Source organism: Allobosea sp. 2KB_26 (genome assembly GCF_052115715.1).
GTDB lineage: Bacteria > Pseudomonadota > Alphaproteobacteria > Rhizobiales > Beijerinckiaceae > Allobosea.
This window is the reverse complement of record NZ_JBFRHE010000014.1, coordinates 81,176-97,652: the sequence shown is the minus strand read 5'-3', so window position 1 is coordinate 97,652 and position 16,477 is coordinate 81,176. Positions and strand designations below refer to the sequence as shown.

The 16,477-nt window shown below is 62.0% G+C and carries 16 protein-coding genes; 10 read left to right on the top strand and 6 right to left on the bottom strand.

What is annotated here, in order from left to right:
• The first annotated feature begins 10 nt into the window (after positions 1–10).
• From AB4099_RS27735 to AB4099_RS27710, 6 genes are all read left to right on the top strand, one after another.
• A complete protein-coding gene (locus tag AB4099_RS27735; RefSeq protein WP_441480438.1) occupies positions 11–1,111 on the top strand; it encodes a mandelate racemase/muconate lactonizing enzyme family protein in 1,101 nt (366 codons plus the stop codon).
• A gap of 153 nt (positions 1,112–1,264) precedes the next feature.
• On the top strand, positions 1,265–2,857 hold the full coding sequence (locus AB4099_RS27730) for an ABC transporter substrate-binding protein (protein ID WP_441480437.1): 1,593 nt from the start codon (positions 1,265–1,267) through the stop codon (positions 2,855–2,857).
• Between the two features lie 115 nt (positions 2,858–2,972).
• Entirely contained in the window at positions 2,973–3,914 is a 942-nt protein-coding gene (locus AB4099_RS27725) for an ABC transporter permease (RefSeq protein ID WP_441480436.1), read from the top strand.
• 10 nt (positions 3,915–3,924) lie between these two features.
• Positions 3,925–4,803, top strand: coding sequence for an ABC transporter permease (locus tag AB4099_RS27720; RefSeq protein WP_441480435.1), 879 nt, complete (start codon positions 3,925–3,927; stop codon positions 4,801–4,803).
• 16 nt (positions 4,804–4,819) lie between these two features.
• A complete protein-coding gene (locus AB4099_RS27715) occupies positions 4,820–5,836 on the top strand; it encodes an ABC transporter ATP-binding protein (protein ID WP_441480434.1) in 1,017 nt (338 codons plus the stop codon).
• Complete coding sequence (locus AB4099_RS27710; RefSeq protein WP_441480433.1) at positions 5,833–6,807, top strand: ABC transporter ATP-binding protein; 975 nt, start codon at positions 5,833–5,835, stop codon at positions 6,805–6,807. The genes AB4099_RS27715 and AB4099_RS27710 overlap by 4 nt, the downstream gene beginning before the upstream one ends.
• On the opposite strand, the gene AB4099_RS27705 is transcribed toward AB4099_RS27710, so the two are convergent.
• Positions 6,774–7,073: a hypothetical protein gene (locus tag AB4099_RS27705; RefSeq protein ID WP_441480432.1), complete on the bottom strand. Its 300-nt coding sequence runs from the start codon at positions 7,071–7,073 to the stop codon at positions 6,774–6,776. The genes AB4099_RS27710 and AB4099_RS27705 overlap by 34 nt on opposite strands.
• Entirely contained in the window at positions 7,073–8,269 is a 1,197-nt protein-coding gene (locus tag AB4099_RS27700; protein WP_441480431.1) for an MFS transporter, read from the bottom strand. Before AB4099_RS27700 ends, AB4099_RS27705 begins: the two co-directional genes overlap by 1 nt.
• 175 nt (positions 8,270–8,444) lie before the next feature.
• Here AB4099_RS27700 and AB4099_RS27695 point away from each other — a divergent pair, with 175 nt between their 5' ends.
• Together AB4099_RS27695 and AB4099_RS27690 are read left to right on the top strand one after the other, a co-directional pair.
• A complete protein-coding gene (locus AB4099_RS27695) occupies positions 8,445–9,332 on the top strand; it encodes a LysR family transcriptional regulator (RefSeq protein WP_441480430.1) in 888 nt (295 codons plus the stop codon).
• A 378-nt stretch (positions 9,333–9,710) separates the two neighbouring features.
• Entirely contained in the window at positions 9,711–10,376 is a 666-nt protein-coding gene (locus AB4099_RS27690; RefSeq protein ID WP_441480429.1) for an ArsR/SmtB family transcription factor, read from the top strand.
• Between the two features lie 211 nt (positions 10,377–10,587).
• On the opposite strand, the gene AB4099_RS27685 is transcribed toward AB4099_RS27690, so the two are convergent.
• From AB4099_RS27685 to AB4099_RS27675, 3 genes are read right to left on the bottom strand one after another with little or no spacing between them, the layout of a single operon-like run.
• A complete protein-coding gene (locus AB4099_RS27685; protein WP_441480428.1) occupies positions 10,588–10,920 on the bottom strand; it encodes a thioredoxin family protein in 333 nt (110 codons plus the stop codon).
• 37 nt (positions 10,921–10,957) lie between these two features.
• Complete coding sequence (gene trxB, locus AB4099_RS27680) at positions 10,958–11,914, bottom strand: thioredoxin-disulfide reductase (RefSeq protein ID WP_441480427.1); 957 nt, start codon at positions 11,912–11,914, stop codon at positions 10,958–10,960.
• 25 nt (positions 11,915–11,939) lie between these two features.
• Positions 11,940–12,716, bottom strand: coding sequence for a class II glutamine amidotransferase (locus tag AB4099_RS27675; protein ID WP_441480426.1), 777 nt, complete (start codon positions 12,714–12,716; stop codon positions 11,940–11,942).
• Positions 12,717–12,924: 208 nt separating this feature from the next.
• Between AB4099_RS27675 and AB4099_RS27670 the strand changes: the two genes are divergently transcribed.
• Positions 12,925–13,887 (top strand): IS481 family transposase, encoded by a 963-nt coding sequence (locus AB4099_RS27670; RefSeq protein ID WP_441480425.1) that lies wholly within the window; start codon positions 12,925–12,927, stop codon positions 13,885–13,887.
• A gap of 377 nt (positions 13,888–14,264) precedes the next feature.
• Here the strand turns inward: AB4099_RS27670 and AB4099_RS27665 are convergent, their stop codons facing one another.
• Complete coding sequence (locus tag AB4099_RS27665; protein WP_441480424.1) at positions 14,265–15,731, bottom strand: MFS transporter; 1,467 nt, start codon at positions 15,729–15,731, stop codon at positions 14,265–14,267.
• Between the two features lie 88 nt (positions 15,732–15,819).
• Here AB4099_RS27665 and soxR point away from each other — a divergent pair, with 88 nt between their 5' ends.
• The gene (soxR, locus tag AB4099_RS27660) at positions 15,820–16,308 is read left to right on the top strand and encodes a redox-sensitive transcriptional activator SoxR (RefSeq protein WP_441480423.1); all 489 of its coding nucleotides are present in this window, start codon (positions 15,820–15,822) and stop codon (positions 16,306–16,308) included.
• The last annotated feature ends 169 nt before the right edge of the window (positions 16,309–16,477 follow it).

Genomic DNA, 16,477 nt, shown 5'->3' with positions numbered 1-16,477 from the left:
AGTACTCATAATGCCTCTCACTCCCGCAGCGAGCGACGCCATCGTCGACGTCTACGTCGACCAGTGCGTCCAGCCCCAGCAGGATCCGGCCTGGCGCTTCGCCCTCGGCGGCATCCCGCGGCTCGACGGGCTGATCGTGACCCTGCGCACCGAGCGGGGCATCGTCGGGGAAGGCCATATCGAGGCGATGGCGTTGTATGCCGACGATCTCGCCGGCTCGCTGGCGGCCGTCGATGTGTTGCGCCCGGTACTGCTCGGCGGCGATCCACTGCAATTCGCCGCACTGCGCGACAAGCTGGACAACGCATTGGCAGGGCATGAAGCAGTGAAAGCGGGTGTCGACAGCGCCCTCCACGAGCTCGCCTCCAGGTCGCTCGGGGTTCCTCTCCATGTCCTCTTCGGCGGGGCCCGACGACACAGCGTCGATCTCCAGCGCATCCTGCCGCTCAAGGACCCGCAAGGCATGGCGGCCGATGCGGCCAGGCTAGCCGGGCTTGGATATCGCTGCCTCAAGGTGAAGATAGATGGCGATGGAGAGCTCGCGGTGGCGCGCGTCAAGGCGGTGCGAGATGCGGTGGGCGATAGCGTGAGACTGTCAGCAGACGCCAATCAGAGTTTCACGCCGAAGACCGCTCTGCACGTGATCGAGCGGATCGCCCGATACGGCGTCGACCTCGTCGAACAGCCCGTCCCCGCCGCAGACGTCGCCGGGCTCGGCTTTGTAACGCGACGCAGTCCGATCGCCATCGAAGCCGACGAAGCGATACGCTCGCTGCGCGACATCGTGACGCTGATCGCAGAGCAAGCTTGCGACAGCTTCAACCTGAAAACATCGGTCCTTGGCGGTCTGGGCCGCACTTACGTCGCAGCGCAGATCTGCGAAGCGGCGGGCCGTGCCTACCGCGTCGGAACAGCCTACGGGCCGCGGCTCGTCGCGGCACAGTGCCTACATCTGGCGGTGGCCCTCCCCTCCTTCCACTATCCCGTCGAATTTGCCGAATTCGACCATCTGCTCGACGATCCCTTCACCGGGCTCGAGGCCGTGTCGGGCATGCTCGAACTGACGAACGGACTCGGCTCCGGCCTGGAACAAAGCCGCCGGAACGCTTGACAACGCACGGCCTCGAACCTTACGCTTGGTTGATTAGGCGGTTGGCGATAATGGGGGTTCAATCCCCGTTATATCGAGCCTTCCTCACCGGCACCGGTCCGAAACGCCGTAGAGCGCGACCAGTGTTACTTTCAGGTGAGGAGCTTGCTGACCATGACATCCCGTACTTTTCTAAGCCGTATAGCGTTCGCCGCAGGCATGTTCGCGCTCGGGGCTCTGTCGCAGCCTGCCGTCGCGCAGGATAATGACACATTCCGCTTCGCGGCTGCGACGGATATTCGTGTCATCGATCCGATCTGGTCGCTAGAATATAATACGCGCAACCACGGTTACCTCGTCTACGACACGCTGTTTAGCTACGATTCCAAGTTTCAGATCAAGCCGCAGATGGTCGATAGCTGGACCGTCTCAGACGACAAGCTTGAATACAAGTTCAAGCTCCGTCCGGGTCTGACCTGGCATGACGGCGCACCCGTTACGGCCGCCGATTGCGTCGCTTCGATTAAGCGCTGGGGCCAGCGCGATTCCATCGGCCAGGCGCTGATCACTGTGGCCAGCGAAATCAAGGCGACGGGCGCGGACACTTTCGAAATCATGCTGAAGGAGCCCTTCGGCCACGTGATCTCCGCTCTGGCCAAGACGGGCTCGCCAGTGCCCTTCATGATGCCCGAACGCATTGCCAAGACGAGCGGCTTCGAGCAGATCAAGGAGACGATCGGCTCCGGGCCCTTCATGTTCGCCCGCGACGAGTGGGTGCCGGGCGACAAGGCGGTCTACAAGAAGTTCAGGGGTTACAAGCCCCGCTCCGAGCCGTCTGACTTCATGTCGGGCGGCAAGGTGGCGAATGTCGAGCGCATGGAATGGCTCTTCATCCCCAACGGCGCGACCGCTGCGGCCTCGCTGATGGCCGGCGAGGTCGACTGGCTGGAGCATCCGCCGTCCGATCTTCTTCCCACGCTGCAGAAGGACAAGAACATCGTGGTGCGCGCCGTCGATCCCTACGGGATGCAGACCATGCTGCGCTTCAACCACATCCATCCGCCCTTCGACAACGAGAAGGTGCGGCGCGCCGTCCTTCAGACCATCGATCAGGGCGAATACCTACGCGTCTTGAGCGACGACAAGCGTAGCTGGGAGCAGTGCCGCAGCTTCTACTTCTGCGGGACAAAATTCGGCCGCGACTTCGCTCCCGGCGAGCTTCTCTTCAAAAAGAACCTGGATGAGGCCAAGAAGACGCTCGCCGAATCGGGCTACAAGGGCGAGAAGGTCGTCCTGCTCGACGCCGTCGACGATGCGATCCTCCACCCGATCACCGTCGTGCTGTTCGACAACCTCAAATCGATCGGCATGAATGTCGAGCTGCGCGCAACGGACGGCGCCACCATCTTCGCGCTGATGCTGAAGCAGGAGCCGATCACGCAGGGTGGCTGGAGCATCGGGCCGCAATATGCCGACAGCACGAACTATTCCGTGCCGTTTCTCAACAACGCCTTGCGGGCGGGCGGCGTCGGCAAGGCGTCGATCGGCTGGCCTAAGAACGATGAGATCGAGGCGTTGCGCGCCGCCTTCCTGAAGGCGCCGGAAGCCGAGCAGCCCGCGATCGCCGACAGCATGCAGAAGGCGGCCTACGCGGCCTCGCTTTATGGGCTCACCGGCCAATACAAGCAGCTCACGGCCCACCGGAACAATGTCGAGGGACTAATCGACTCCCCGATCCCGGTGTTCTGGAACGTCCGCAAAAAGTGATCCCAGGCGGCGCGCGTTCGCGCGCGCCGCCTCCTCGGGGACGAGATCGCTCGGCCAACAGTTGGCGCAAGCGCTGGATCGCTTTCGGCCTCGCTAGACAAGATTGGACAATTCGATGCTGGGCTATGTGCTCAAACGCCTTCTGGCGACCATACCTGTCATGCTGACGGTCGCGGTCATCGTCTTCATGCTGCTGCATCTGACGCCCGGCGACCCGGCCGCGTTGATCGGCGGAGACCTTGCGACGCCAGACGACCTGCGCCGTATCCGCGAACAGCTTGGCCTGGAGCGTCCCATCGTCGAGCAGTTCGTCGCCTGGCTCTGGCAGGTCATGCACGGCGACCTCGGCACCTCCCTGTTCACGCAGATACCGGTCTCGCAGCTCATCGCGCAGCGCATCGAGCCCACTTTGATAATCGGGCTGACGATCATGCTCTTCGCGGTGATCGTTGCAGTTCCTCTCGGCGTCGTGGCGGCGTGGAAGGCGGGTAGCTGGATCGACCAGCTGATCATGACGCTCGCGGTCGCAGCGTTCTCGATGCCGATCTTCCTGATCGGCTACCTCCTGATCTTCAAATTCTCCGTCGATCTGAAATGGTTTCCCGTCAGGGGCTACCAGTCGATCGCGAACGGGCCGGCGAGCTTCTTCCCCCACATCGTCCTGCCGAGCCTCACGGTCAGCTTCGTCTACATCGCCCTGCTGACCCGGATGACTCGCGCCACCATGCTCGATGTCCTCAACCAGGACTATATGCGCACGGCGCGCGCCAAAGGCATGGCAACGCCGCGGCTGCTCGCGATCCACGCGCTCAAGAACGCGGCGGTGCCGATCGTCACGATGATCGGCATCGGTCTGAGCTCGCTGCTCGGCGGCATCGTCGTGACGGAGACCGTCTTCGCGATCCCCGGGATCGGGCGGCTGATGATCGACGCGATCGTCCGCCGCGATTTCCCGATCCTGCAGGGCGTCATTCTCGTCCTGTCGGGGCTCTACGTGCTGATCAATCTTCTGATCGACCTGTCTTATTCGCTGTTCGATCCGCGCATCCGGTACTGAGGACGAGCCCATGAGCATCGCCATCCCGGCCTCCCGTCCGACAGCCGGCACCCGCTTCCGCAACGTAACCTACTGGTTGCGACGCTATCCGCTTTTCGCGATCGGTTGTACCGGCCTCGCGATCATCGTGATTGTATCCGTGCTCGCTCCCTTCATAGCGACGCATGACCCGATCGCGATCAACCCCGGCGCGCGGTTGCGTCCTTCCGGCGAGGCCGGCCTGTTCGGCACCGATCCGTTCGGGCGCGACGTCTTCAGCCGTGTCGTCTGGGGTGGGCAGATTTCGCTTTCCGTCGGCCTCGGCGTGGCCGCGCTCGCCGTCTTCCTGGGGCTGGCGATCGGTCTCATCGCCGGGTTCAACCGCGTCGCGGACGCGATCCTGATGCGCATCATGGACGGCGTGATGGCGATCCCCGGCATCCTGCTTGCCATCGCGCTGGTCGCCATCGTCCGGCCGAGTGTGACTACGGTCATTGTCGCGATCGCGATCCCGGAGGTGCCGCGCGTGGTGCGCCTCGTCCGCTCCGTCGTGCTGACGGTGCGTGAGCAGCCCTATATCGACGCGGCCCGTTCTATCGGCACACGCTTTCCGAAGCTGCTGATCAAGCATGTCCTGCCGAACACGATCGCTCCCCTGATCGTGCAGGCGAGCTTCGTCTGCGCCTCCGCCATTCTGTCGGAAGCCTATCTCAGCTTCCTCGGCCTCGGTATCCCACCGACCACGCCGACCTGGGGCAGCGTGATCTCCGAAGGGCGTAACGTCGTCCAGCTCGCATTCTGGGTCGTGCTCTATCCGAGCCTGTTCCTCGGAGGGACGGTGCTGTTCATCAATCTCATCGGCGACGGGCTGCGCGACATGCTCGATCCCCGCCTGGCGCGGTCGCTCTGACATGGAACCCCGCCTTATGTCACCCTGTTCCGCAGCCGCGCCGCCGATGCTCGAGATCGAGAACCTCCGCACCTATTTTCACAATCGCGACGGCGTCGTTCGTGCCGTCGACGACGTCTCCTACTCGGTGCGCGCCGGGGAGATGCTCGGGGTCGTCGGGGAGTCCGGCTGCGGCAAGAGCATCACTGCCCTGTCGGTGATTGGCCTTGTGCCGAAGCCCGCCGGAAAGATCGTCGGCGGGCATATCAGGCTCCTCGGCCGCGATCTCGTCTCGCTCGACGAGGCGCAGATGCGCCAGGTGCGCGGCAACGACATCGCGATGATCTTCCAGGAACCGATGACGGCGCTCAATCCGGTTCTGAAGGTCGGATACCAGATCGCGGAAACGCTGGTCCTGCACCGCAGGATCGGCTGGAAGAAGGCCTGGGAGCGCGCCCTCGAAATGCTGCGTCTGGTCCAAATCCCGGACCCGGCGCGGCGCGCCGAGCAGTATCCCCACGAATTGTCCGGCGGCATGCGCCAGCGCGTGATGATCGCGGTCGCGCTCGCCTGTGATCCCAAGCTGCTGATCGCCGACGAGCCCACGACGGCGCTCGACGTGACCGTGCAGGCGCAGATCCTCGCGCTGCTGCGTGATCTTCGCGACAGGCTCGGCACGGCAGTCGTGCTCATCACCCATGACCTGGGCGTCGTCGCGCAAACCTGCGACCGCGTCGTCGTGATGTATGCGGGCCGCAAGGTCGAGGAAGCCGATGTGCGCGATCTCTTCCGCGACCCTCAGCATCCTTACACGCGCGGCCTGATGGGCTCCATGCCGAGGTTGGCATCCAATGGCGACGGCGGGCGCGTCCGCCTCAACGAAATCCCAGGCACGGTGCCGCATCTGAAAGATCCCCCGCCGGGATGTCGTTTCGCGGCGCGCTGCCCGCGGGCCGGGTCGATCTGCCGTCAGCAGGATCCCGTCCTGCAACGCAAGGGCAGCCACACCGTCGCGTGTTTCTTTCCAGGCGCTCGCAGCGAGGTCACGCCATGAATGCTTCCGCACCTCTGCTGGAGGTTCAGGACCTCAAGAAGCATTTCGCCCTGAGCTCGGGCATGTTCGGGCAGCAGCCCGTCGTGCGCGCTGTCGATGGCGTCGATTTCGGGATCGAACACGGCCAGACCCTAGGCCTCGTCGGAGAATCCGGTTGCGGGAAGTCCACGGTCAGCCGCGTATTGATGCGCCTGACCAACCCCACCGCCGGCCGCATCCTCATCGACGGCAGCGACATCGCCGAAGCCTCGGGCAGCAATCTCCACGCCCTACGCAGGCGCGTCCAGATGGTCTTCCAGGACCCCTATGCATCGCTGAACCCGAGGATGCGCGCCGCCGACATCGTGCGCGAGCCCTTGGACAACTACGGCATCGGGGCGCGCGCCGAGCGGCGCGAGCGGGTCGAGGACCTGTTTTCCCGCGTCGGCCTGCGGAAGGACCAGCTCGAGAAATATCCGCACGAGTTCTCCGGCGGCCAGCGCCAGCGGATCGGCATCGCCCGCGCGCTGGCGCTGGAGCCGCAGCTGATCATCCTCGACGAGCCGGTCTCCGCGCTGGATGTCTCCGTCCAGGCGCAGGTGATCAACCTGCTGGTCGACCTTCAGGACGATCTCGGGGTGTCTTTTCTCTTCGTCGCGCATGATCTGGCGGTCGTCGAGCACATCAGCCACCGTGTCGCGGTCATGTATCTGGGCAAGATCGTCGAGATCGGCGAGCGGAGCCGGATCTTCGAGGCGCCGCTGCATCCCTATACGCGGGCGCTGCTCGCGTCCGTGCCCGAGCCGGATCCCGAGCGAAGGACCGAACCCCAGATCCTGTCCGGCGAAATGCCGAGTCCGATCAATCCGCCATCCGGCTGCGCCTTCAGGACGCGGTGCCCGCTCGCCGAGAGGGCATGCGCCGAGGTGACGCCGACGCTGCGCGCTGTGGCGCATGATCATGCGGTGGCATGCATCAAGGTCACCGGGTAGGAAGCGTGCCCCGTCCAGCTTCGTGTCCATGTCGCGCGCTGATTTGTCCTGATCCGCGGTGGCGACGCTGGCAGGCTGATGAGCGGATCATCGCTCATCAGGGCGCTTGTTCCCAGCGTCATGAGACGGTGGTGGATTTCACGGCCGGGGCCGATCTTGCTCACAATGACAGGCTCGTCGCGTAGATCGTCCCAGCCGATCAACCAGATAACGCCGGCGCCGTGAGCAAGCGTGATTGTTGAGCCGCTTACGGTCTTGACGAACATCAGAGCTCGGTGGACGGAAAACCGTGGCGCGACGCCAGCCAGGACACCAGCAGCGCCGGACTGAGCAGCACGAGAACCACCCAGGGGAACGACATCACGCAGAAGCCCTCCAGCAGCAGGCCACCGATGAGGCCGCCACCGGCAACGCCGGTGTTCCAGACCGTGACGAACATCGCCTGGGCGACGTCCGTGGCCTCGCCCGCGACCTTCGCCTCGGCCGTCTGGAACAGGGTCGGCGCTCCACCAACCACCAGGCCCCACATCGCCGTGGCCGCGAAGATGGCAGGCGGCGAAGCGCTCCCCAACCCGAGCACGAGGGCAACTCCGCCGAAGGCGAACAGGCTTGCAAGCACCATTTGACGAAGGCGTCGGTCGATTAGTGCTCCGACAATCCAGAGGCCCAGCATTCCCGCGATACCGAAGACCAAGAGCACCAGATCGACCCGGTTCGCGAGGCCGGACGGAACGAGAAACGGTGCGATGTAGGTGTAGAGGATGTTGTGTGCGACGACGAAGACAAACATCACGAAGAGAATCGGCCTCAATCCGGACAGCCTCAAAACCAGCCTGATGGACAAATGTTTGCCGGGCTGTTGTCCTGGAAAGTCGGGCAGCTTTGCGAAAACCCATCCTATCAGAACGAAAGCCATCACGCTCATCAGCCCGAATGACACACGCCAGCCGAGGATCGTGCCAAGAAAGGTGCCCGCCGGAACGCCGAGCGAGAAGGCGAGCGGCGCACCGATGCCGGTAATGGCAATTGCACGGCCGGCAAGATGTGGCGGCGCCATGCGGGCCGCATAGCCAACCAGCAGCGCCCAGACGACTCCACCGAACATCCCTGCAAGGACCCGCGCCGCCAGCGTCAGCCAATAGTGATCCGAGATGGCCGTCACCATATTGACGAGCGCAAAGCCGACGATCGCGACTAGGAGCAGCTTCCGGCGCCGCATGGCCTGGGTGAGCGTCATCAGTGGGATGGCGGTGATAAGGGACCCGGCGGCGTAGGCGGTGACGAACTGGCCGGCCATGCTCTCGGCAATGCCGAGGCTCCCGCTCATTTGCGGCAGCAACCCGGCCGGCATCACCTCCGTCATGAGAGTGATGAAGCCGGCCAGCGTTAGCGCCAGCAGGCCGCCGAGTGGCAGCGTGGCGTCGGCCGGGACAGCTGATGCTGTGTTCGTTGCTGATGTCATGAGGAGCACCTTCTTGAGCCGTTCGGATGTGTGGCAGCCAAGGGACTGCCCCTTCCAGGCGGAGGCGACGACACGGCAACCAAGTCGACGCTGCAGGTAGATGCTTCGGGTAGATCGAAAAATGGGACATAGTTCACAACACTTTGGATATTTATGTCGTGCATAGGTTATGGATATGGACAGTCTCGGATCACTCCATGCGTTTGTTCAGGCGGCCGACGCCGACGGCTTTACCGAGGCCGGCCGTAAACTTGGCGTATCGGCTTCGGCTGTCAGCAAGGCCGTGCAGCGGCTGGAGGACCGCCTTGGCGTGCGGCTGTTCCACCGCTCGACCCGCAGCATCACACTGACTCAGGAAGGCGCAATGTTCCTCGAACGCTGCCGGCGCATCCTTTGCGAATTCGAGGCGGCCGAATCCGAGCTATCGCAGACGCAGATGGCCCCTCAGGGCAAATTGCGCGTAAGCCTGCCGTCGATGGGCATGTTGTTCATGCCAAAGATCGCTGCGTTCAAGCGACTTTACCCGCAGGTCGAGTTGGAGCTGGATTTCACCGATCGCGTGGTGGACGTAATCGACGAGGGGTTCGACGTTGTGATCCGTACCGGCGAACATGCCGATTCCCGGCTGATGACACGAACGCTCGGACACTACCGCCGCGCGATCGTGGGCTCGCCGGATTATTTTCGTGAAGCTGGGCGCCCCGAGACGCCGGATGATCTCGCCCGACATCCTTGCCTCGTCTACCGCTTTGCCACCACGGGCAAGCTCGACCGATGGCCTCTGTCTCGGGACGGCAAGCCCGTTCAGGTCGAATTGAGGAACAGCGTGGTGATGAACACGCTCGAACCGCAAATCTGTCTTGCCGAAAGCGGCCTCGGCATAGCGTGCGTCCCCGATGTCGCAGTCACGCGGCAGTTGGAACACGGTTCGCTCGTCAGCATACTCAAGAGTTATTTGGAGACCCGAACGAAGATGAGCGTGATGTGGCCGACGAGTCGGCATCTCTCGCCCAAACTCCGGGCCTTCGTCGATTTTGCGGCCGAGAACTTGAGGGCAGCTTGAGGCTGGTTACCGGGAGGCAGCCAAGGGCATCGCTTAATTGCCAACCTGTTGAAGGAACAGGATCGCGATCCCGACAATGGCGGCAGCTCCACCAACGAGCGGCGCCGCCAATTCCACAGGCGAGAACGATCAATAGCTCAAGGATGCCCATTGTCGCCTCCGAGGTTCGCCCAGCTTCAACTGCGCCAGCCCCGCCCATATCGCCTTGAGCCGCATGCCGGCTGTGCGCGCCTATTTCCGCGAGACGCTGGATGGTCTTCGGCGTATGACACGGCCTTCACCTTCTATGGCGAGGTCTGCCGCGCAGCATTGAACGCAAATTCAATCTTATACATTCAATAGATTGATTGATCAATCGAGTGGTGCTAGCTAGTTAACATGGGCGAAGATCACAGGCAAATTCAGTTCCTTTCGGAGATGGCCGAGCTGGCACGTGCCTTGGGCAGTGCTCAGCGCCTCATGTTGCTGCAGCATATTGCGCAAGGCGAGAGGCCCGTGGAGCGGCTCGCCGAGCTGTCGCAGATGACGATCGCTAATGCATCGCAACATCTGCAGCAGTTGAAGCGAGCCAACTACGTCCAGTCCCGGCGAGAGGGCAAGAACGTCCTCTACCGGATCGCTAGCGGCCCCATAATTGAGCTCTTGGGTGTGTTGACGCAGCTCGCTGAATTCAATCGGACCGAAATCCGGGCCCTCGTGGAGGACAGTTTCCATCAGCGGGACAAGCTGGAAGGGGTCTTGCGCCAAGAACTGTTGGAGCGTCTGCGGGACAGCAGTGTCACCATCCTCGATGTCCGACCGGAGGACGAGTTCGCATCGGGGCATTTGCCCGGGGCAATCAACATTCCCTACGAGGAGTTGGAGGAGCGATTATCCGAGTTGCCGCGCGACAACGAAGTCTTCGCCTATTGCCGAGGCTCGCGATGCATATTGGCGCCAGACGCCGTCACCATGCTACGGGCAAAGGGCATCCAAGCCCGCTTTTTCCCAGATGGCTTCCCCTCCTGGAAAGCTGCAGGGCTGGCGGTCGAAACCAGCCACTGATTTCGTGGGTGCAGATGTTGAGAGTTGCCGTTTGAGGTCGTCCCTATGCGACTGGCATGCGGGACGCAGTGACGCCTTCAGGCGCTCGCGACCCCAAGATTGACTTCAAACTGAAGCCCGGTGGGTGCGCAACTTGGTGTCGTCGCACACCCATCCAGCTGATCCTGGAGTGATTAGCAGGCTGGATCAATCGATCCAGGGTCGGCGCGGATCAGGCCGTGGCCAGATGCTTGTTGATCATCTCGACATACCGGCTCTTCGGCGCAAGTCCGACCACGCCGTCTATCGGTTGTCCATCCTTCAAGACAAGGAAGGAAGGTACGCTGCGGATGCCAAATGCAACAGCCAGGTCAGGCGCCTGGTCGATGTCGACCTCACCAAAGGAGGCCTGTTTCGTCATTTCCTTCGCAATCTCGTAGTAGAGCGGCTTCATTCGTATACACGGCCCACACCATGTGGCCCAAAAGCGCAGCACAACCACGCCCGCTTTCTTTTGCACGTCCTGTTCAAAATTCGCCTCGGTGATAGAGCGCACATCCGTCATCTGCTTCTCCGTGGATTTTGGGTTTAGACCGTCTCGGTCAGTCGTATCGGGCATCATCTGACGCGAGAAAGCGCTCGGCCTCGAGAGCCGCCATACAGCCCATCCCGGCGGCCGTTACCGCTTGCCTGAAGATGTCATCTGTCACGTCCCCGGCTGCGAAGACGCCAGGGACGTCAGTGGTCGTGCTGTCGGGCGCCGTGATCAGGTAGCCGCCGGCCCTGGTCCTCAACTGATCGACAAAGAGTTCTGTTGCAGGGGAATGCCCGATCGCGACAAACAATCCGTCGACGTCCAGCCGATTGAGCTTGTCAGTTAATCTGTCGCGGATAAGCACGCCCTCGATGCCGGCGGGAATCCCCTTGCCGAGGACTTCCGCCACCTCGCTATTCCAGCGGATATCGATCTTCGGGTGCGCCAGCAGCCGATCCTGCATGACACGCTCTGCACGCAGCGCATCGCGCCTGTGAATGAGAATGACCTGTTCGGCAAAATTTGTCAGAAACAGCGCTTCTTCAACAGCCGTATTGCCCCCTCCCACGACGGCCACATTCTTGCCACGATAGAACGGTCCGTCGCAGGTTGCGCAAGCCGAGACGCCATAGCCCTTGTAGTGCTCTTCGGAAGGAAGTCCGAGCCACTTGGCCTGCGCCCCGGTCGCTATGATTAGCGCATCACAGGTATAAACGACGCCGCTGTCGCCCTTTAGCCGGAAAGGCCGTCGGGACAAGTCGGCCGCCACAATGACGTCTTGCTCGATCACCGCGCCCATCGTCTCGGCTTGACGGGCCATTCGATCCATCAGATCTGGCCCTTGAATCGGATTGGCAAAGCCTGGGTAGTTTTCGACATCGGTAGTGATGGTCAGTTGGCCACCAGGCTGGATGCCCGCAATAAGTCGGGGTTCCAACATGGCGCGTGCCGCATAGATTGCGGACGTGTAGCCTGCCGGCCCGCCGCCAACAATCAATATTCGCGAATAGTTATCGGTACGCATTTCGGCGTTCTTCTTCCTTATTCCGTTAGCTGCAGTTGTAATCGAAGTCGTCACCACCAAGAATGGCCCGCTCAGTAGGCTGCTGCTCCTGACAATCAACTTCGAATTGCCCGCGTATCCCGTGGACATTCAGGAGGGTTAGCGTTTTTGGGAGAATGCACGCCCAGCCATGTTGTGATCGCTGATAATTGCTGGCGACTGTGAGGACCTCGGTGCCGTCAATCTTCTGCCGGGTGAAGTAAATCTCCGTAGAGCTGTAGGCGATAACCTGCTCACCGTCGGTCAGCAGGAAATCAAACTCCCCTTCAGATTCGATCCTGCAAATAGCCTTTGCCAATGCGTTCAGGATATTGAGCGGACTTGCTATGGAGCCGTCGTCTTCAAGACCGAAACGCATGCTGTCGAGTATGAGGCACAAGGCGTACTCCGATGGGGCAGTACCCAGCGGTTTGAACCTTGCAAAATGAGGATCCGAGAGAGGCCCGAGCCGCCCAGATTCGGCGATCGTCCAAAGCCTACCAGCAAGCTCACGAGAAAACGGCCCAGTGTCCGCAAGTGTGCGTGAAGCAGATGACTCTCGTTCGCTTCCCAATTGGGCCAGGATCGCTGTGGGTCTTTGCGCGGTGCTCCCGTGATCCAGTACCCCATCCGGGAGATGCGCCTTGGATGCGAAACGGGCAGTTCGTCCTTCGTAGATGGCGAAATCACCCAACCGATTCTCCGAGGGTTCCAGCAGTTCTGCTAGAGCAGCGCGGGTTGCGGTCGGCATACGCCGACTCGCTACGGTGACGATCAAAGCCATAATCAATTCCCATTCATTCAATTGATCTATTGAATGATCGAATCAAAAATGAGTGTCAAGCCTGAACGTGCGACGGGTTGCCTCCCAAGATCGCTCACCATGCCGTTCATGAGTACCTGACCGCGCTGGGCGATGCCGCCTCTAGATGTGTAGTCCCGAAATCTGATGGTGCATCATCGATCCTGAGTCGTCAGGAGGAGGATGCATTATGGGAAGCGTTCTTCATGGCAGCGCCCGCACGACGGCGCGTGTTCGAGCCGAGCTCCAAGGGTCGAAAGAGAGCAGCCGGGCCCTTGCCGTCCGCTACGGCTTGAATCCGAAGACTGTGCTCAAGTGGCGCAAAAGGACCACCACATCCGATGCGCCCATGGGACCGAAGGACCCTCGAAGTACGGTGCTGACGCCGGCCGAGGAAGCCATCGTCGTGGCCTTCCGGCAGAAGACACTGCTGCCGCTGGACGACGTGCTGGGTTGCCTGAAGGACACCATCCCCGGCCTCAGCCGCAGCGCCCTGCACCGTTGCCTCCAACGCCACGGCATCTCCCGACTGCCTAAGGATGAAACGGCGGACAAGCGCAGCCAGTTCAAGACCTACGCCATCGGCTACGTCCACATCGACAGCTGCGAACTGCGCCACGCCGAAGGCAAGCTGCACATGTTCCTGGCTCTCGATCGGGTCTCCAAGTTCACCTACGTTGAGTTCCACGCGCGCATCGGCAGCAAGATCGGCGCAGACTTCCTGCGGGCTGTGGCCGAGGTATTCCCCTACCAGATACACACGGTCCTTACCGATAACGGCATGGCTTTCGCTGATCTGCCCAAGAACCGTTCCGGTCCGACAGCCATGATGCGCGGCCATCCCTTCGACCGCGCTTGCTGGGAGCTCGGCATCGAGCACCGACTGACCAAACCCTATCATCCATGGACCAACGGCCAGGCCGAACGGATGAACCGCACAATCAAGGACGCCACGATCAAGATCTTCCACTACGATTGCCTGGAAAGCCTGAAGGCCCACGTCCTGGTCTTCGTTACCGCCTACAACTTCGCCAAGCATCTCAAGGCGCTGCGATGGCGAACGCCCTATCAGGCCATCTGCGACGCCTGGATCAGTGACCCGTCACCCTTCAAAATCAATCCGCACCATCTCATCCCGAGACCGCACACCTAGCAGGCAAACCTTCTTCGCCTATGCGACGAAACCATCTGGTCGACCTGAAACATGCCGTCATCATGGACGTCGGGGCGGCCACGGTTGTGCGACAAGCCGAGGTCCGCCGCGCGAACCATAATCGAGCGCACCCCGGCAGGTTCTCGCGGCCACGCCCGAAAACCTCAGGAAAATGGCGAAGTTGATGGCTGCGGGAACGTCGCCACCGCCGGTATAAGGACGCCTCCCCGCTGCAAAATGCCTTCCAAGCCTTGGTCGAGCCCTCGGCCACCCAAACTGCAAAGTGCGCTGCCCGAAACCGGTCATTCTTTCAGGTCCCGATCACCGGCCCAAAAGGGTGGTCGTCTGCCGTGGACTTGTCGTAAAAACCTTGGAATCTACGACAACCCTGCATTGTGTGAAACTTGACTGCCCTCCCGAGCTTTCGAGTGAAGCCTGACCACTCGCAGGGCAGTAAAAACACCAAGGATCGGCGCGAACGCGAATATCCCAAATAGCCAGCGCGAAGCGTTTGCCGTGCCGGCGATGCCGCCGGGATCAGTGAGGCCGGCGACATTCGCCACCATTCCCGCCAGCGCCGCGCCGAGCGCGGTGGCGAACAACTGCACGGTCGTAATCGAAGCCGAAGCCAGGTCCTGCTCGCCATGCGGGGCGACCTGAAACACACGGGTTAACAGATGCGGCCATGCCAGCCCCACGCCCAATCCTATGGCGACGAGCGCAACGCAGATCGGCGCGAGCGCCAGCCAACCCCCGCCGCTTTCGGTTGGCATCAGAATGGTTAGCGCAACCATGCCAGCCAATCCGAGAATCGGGCCGGCGACAATCGCACGGCCGATGCCTTTGCCGCTCGCGCCCGAACTGGCGATCGACCCCAGCGTCCAGCCAGCCGCCATGAGCGCCGCGAGGTAGCCAGCGGTGAGCGGGGATTGATGGTGGAGGACTTGCAGGAACAGCGGCACGAATATCTCGCCGCTGGTCACGGCGACCGCGAGCAGCGACATCGTTGCATAAAGTGCTCCGAGCGCTGTTGTGATCCGAAAAGCACCTCTGGGAAGCAGCCTGTGGCGGGCGCGGCTTTCCGCTCCGGTCAGCAGGGCCGTCAGGATTCCAGCGGCGGCGAGGCCCACGATGTTACGGGCAAGGACTGGCGAAACGCTGCCGGCCGAAACGGCGAGAACGGCCGCCGTCAGGAGTGCGAGTTGGGCGAGCGGAAGGGGCGTGCGTTCACCCCCATCCATGTTACGTTTCGGCAGGACGGCCGCAGCCAGCAGGGCGAACAGCGCTACGACCGGGATGAGCGACCAGAAGGCCGCCCGCCACACGCCGAGTTCAGCGAAGATACCGCCGATCGCAGGACCGATCAGCGTCGCCACCCCCCACATGCCAGAAACCAGCGCCATTGCGCGTGGCCATAAGGCTTCATCGAAAACCAGCCGGATCATGGCGTAGGAGAGCGCGAACAGGAAACCACCGCCGAGGCCCTGGATAAGACGCCCAGCGAGCATGACGGGCATTGACGGGGCAAGCGCACAGATGAGCGTGCCGCCCGCAAACACCAGCGCGGCGAAAATATATGCGCCGCGCGGCCCCATGCTGATGAGCAACCTCGCCGACAGTGCCGAACCGAGGATCGAGGCTGCGACGAATAGGGTGGTATTCCAGGCGTAATAGTCGATGCCGCCAATGTCCTTGACGACAGAGGGCAGAATCGTGGTGGCGATATAGACGTTGATTGCGTGGAGGACGACGCCCCCGGCGAGCGCGAGTGAACGCACGCCATTCGTGCCGGACAGCAGCGCTGCCCAGCCAATCTTTGCGGGCGGAGTATCGCGATTGCCCATGTCAGCTCCATTTTCGAGGCCTCACCCGCGATCGCGAATGAGAGCTTGCAAGAACAAGCCGACATACCTGATAGAACCTCATGTATAGATGAGGTCAAGAGGAGTTTTGGAATTGCCTATCGATCTGCGCGTGCCTCTTTCAGTCGGAGAAGTCGCCCGCCGATGCGGCGTGACGGTCGCGACCGTCCATTTCTACGAGGCAAAGGCGTTGATCCAAGGGTGGCGGAGCGAGCGCAATCAGCGTCGCTATGCTCGCGATGTTCTCCGCCGGGTCGCCATCATCAAGATCGCTCAACGCGCCGGTATCCCTTTGGCAACCATCAAGGCGGCGCTGGACGAACTTCCATCCGGACGGGTGCTGTCGGCGAAGGATTGGGAGCGCCTCTCCACGATCTGGAGGGATATGCTGACCGATCGGATTCGCGGCCTGACCCAGCTTCGCGATCAGCTCGACGGGTGTATCGGCTGCGGGTGTCTCTCGATGGACGATTGCCCCCTCAGAAACCCAGGCGATCGTTTGAGCCAGTTCGGGGACGGTGCCGTTCTGCTCGAAAAAGACACGACGCCCCAGAGTTAGCTGCCCGACTGCTCTCCAACCGCGCAAACGCCGGCGCCGGATTGCCATACATCGGCCCGAAACCGGCCTGACCGGTTTCCACCCATTACGGCCATTTGCGCCCTGATGGACGACACCTGAGCGGGACTGTCGGCGCTTAGCGTATATCTGGGTCCGTTCTATGTACCGA

Coding starts and splice junctions, on each gene's coding strand:
- AB4099_RS27725 (WP_441480436.1), top strand. CDS start 2,973: ATGCTGGGCTATGTGCTCAAACGCCTTCTGGCGACCATACCTGTCATG.
- AB4099_RS27730 (WP_441480437.1), top strand. CDS start 1,265: ATGACATCCCGTACTTTTCTAAGCCGTATAGCGTTCGCCGCAGGCATG.
- AB4099_RS27710 (WP_441480433.1), top strand. CDS start 5,833: ATGAATGCTTCCGCACCTCTGCTGGAGGTTCAGGACCTCAAGAAGCAT.
- AB4099_RS27685 (WP_441480428.1), bottom strand. CDS start 10,920: ATGACGGATGTGCGCTCTATCACCGAGGCGAATTTTGAACAGGACGTG.
- trxB (WP_441480427.1), bottom strand. CDS start 11,914: ATGCGTACCGATAACTATTCGCGAATATTGATTGTTGGCGGCGGGCCG.
- AB4099_RS27665 (WP_441480424.1), bottom strand. CDS start 15,731: ATGGGCAATCGCGATACTCCGCCCGCAAAGATTGGCTGGGCAGCGCTG.
- soxR (WP_441480423.1), top strand. CDS start 15,820: ATGAGGTCAAGAGGAGTTTTGGAATTGCCTATCGATCTGCGCGTGCCT.
- AB4099_RS27695 (WP_441480430.1), top strand. CDS start 8,445: ATGGACAGTCTCGGATCACTCCATGCGTTTGTTCAGGCGGCCGACGCC.
- AB4099_RS27735 (WP_441480438.1), top strand. CDS start 11: ATGCCTCTCACTCCCGCAGCGAGCGACGCCATCGTCGACGTCTACGTC.
- AB4099_RS27715 (WP_441480434.1), top strand. CDS start 4,820: ATGTCACCCTGTTCCGCAGCCGCGCCGCCGATGCTCGAGATCGAGAAC.
- AB4099_RS27705 (WP_441480432.1), bottom strand. CDS start 7,073: ATGTTCGTCAAGACCGTAAGCGGCTCAACAATCACGCTTGCTCACGGC.
- AB4099_RS27670 (WP_441480425.1), top strand. CDS start 12,925: ATGGGAAGCGTTCTTCATGGCAGCGCCCGCACGACGGCGCGTGTTCGA.
- AB4099_RS27700 (WP_441480431.1), bottom strand. CDS start 8,269: ATGACATCAGCAACGAACACAGCATCAGCTGTCCCGGCCGACGCCACG.
- AB4099_RS27675 (WP_441480426.1), bottom strand. CDS start 12,716: ATGGCTTTGATCGTCACCGTAGCGAGTCGGCGTATGCCGACCGCAACC.
- AB4099_RS27720 (WP_441480435.1), top strand. CDS start 3,925: ATGAGCATCGCCATCCCGGCCTCCCGTCCGACAGCCGGCACCCGCTTC.
- AB4099_RS27690 (WP_441480429.1), top strand. CDS start 9,711: ATGGGCGAAGATCACAGGCAAATTCAGTTCCTTTCGGAGATGGCCGAG.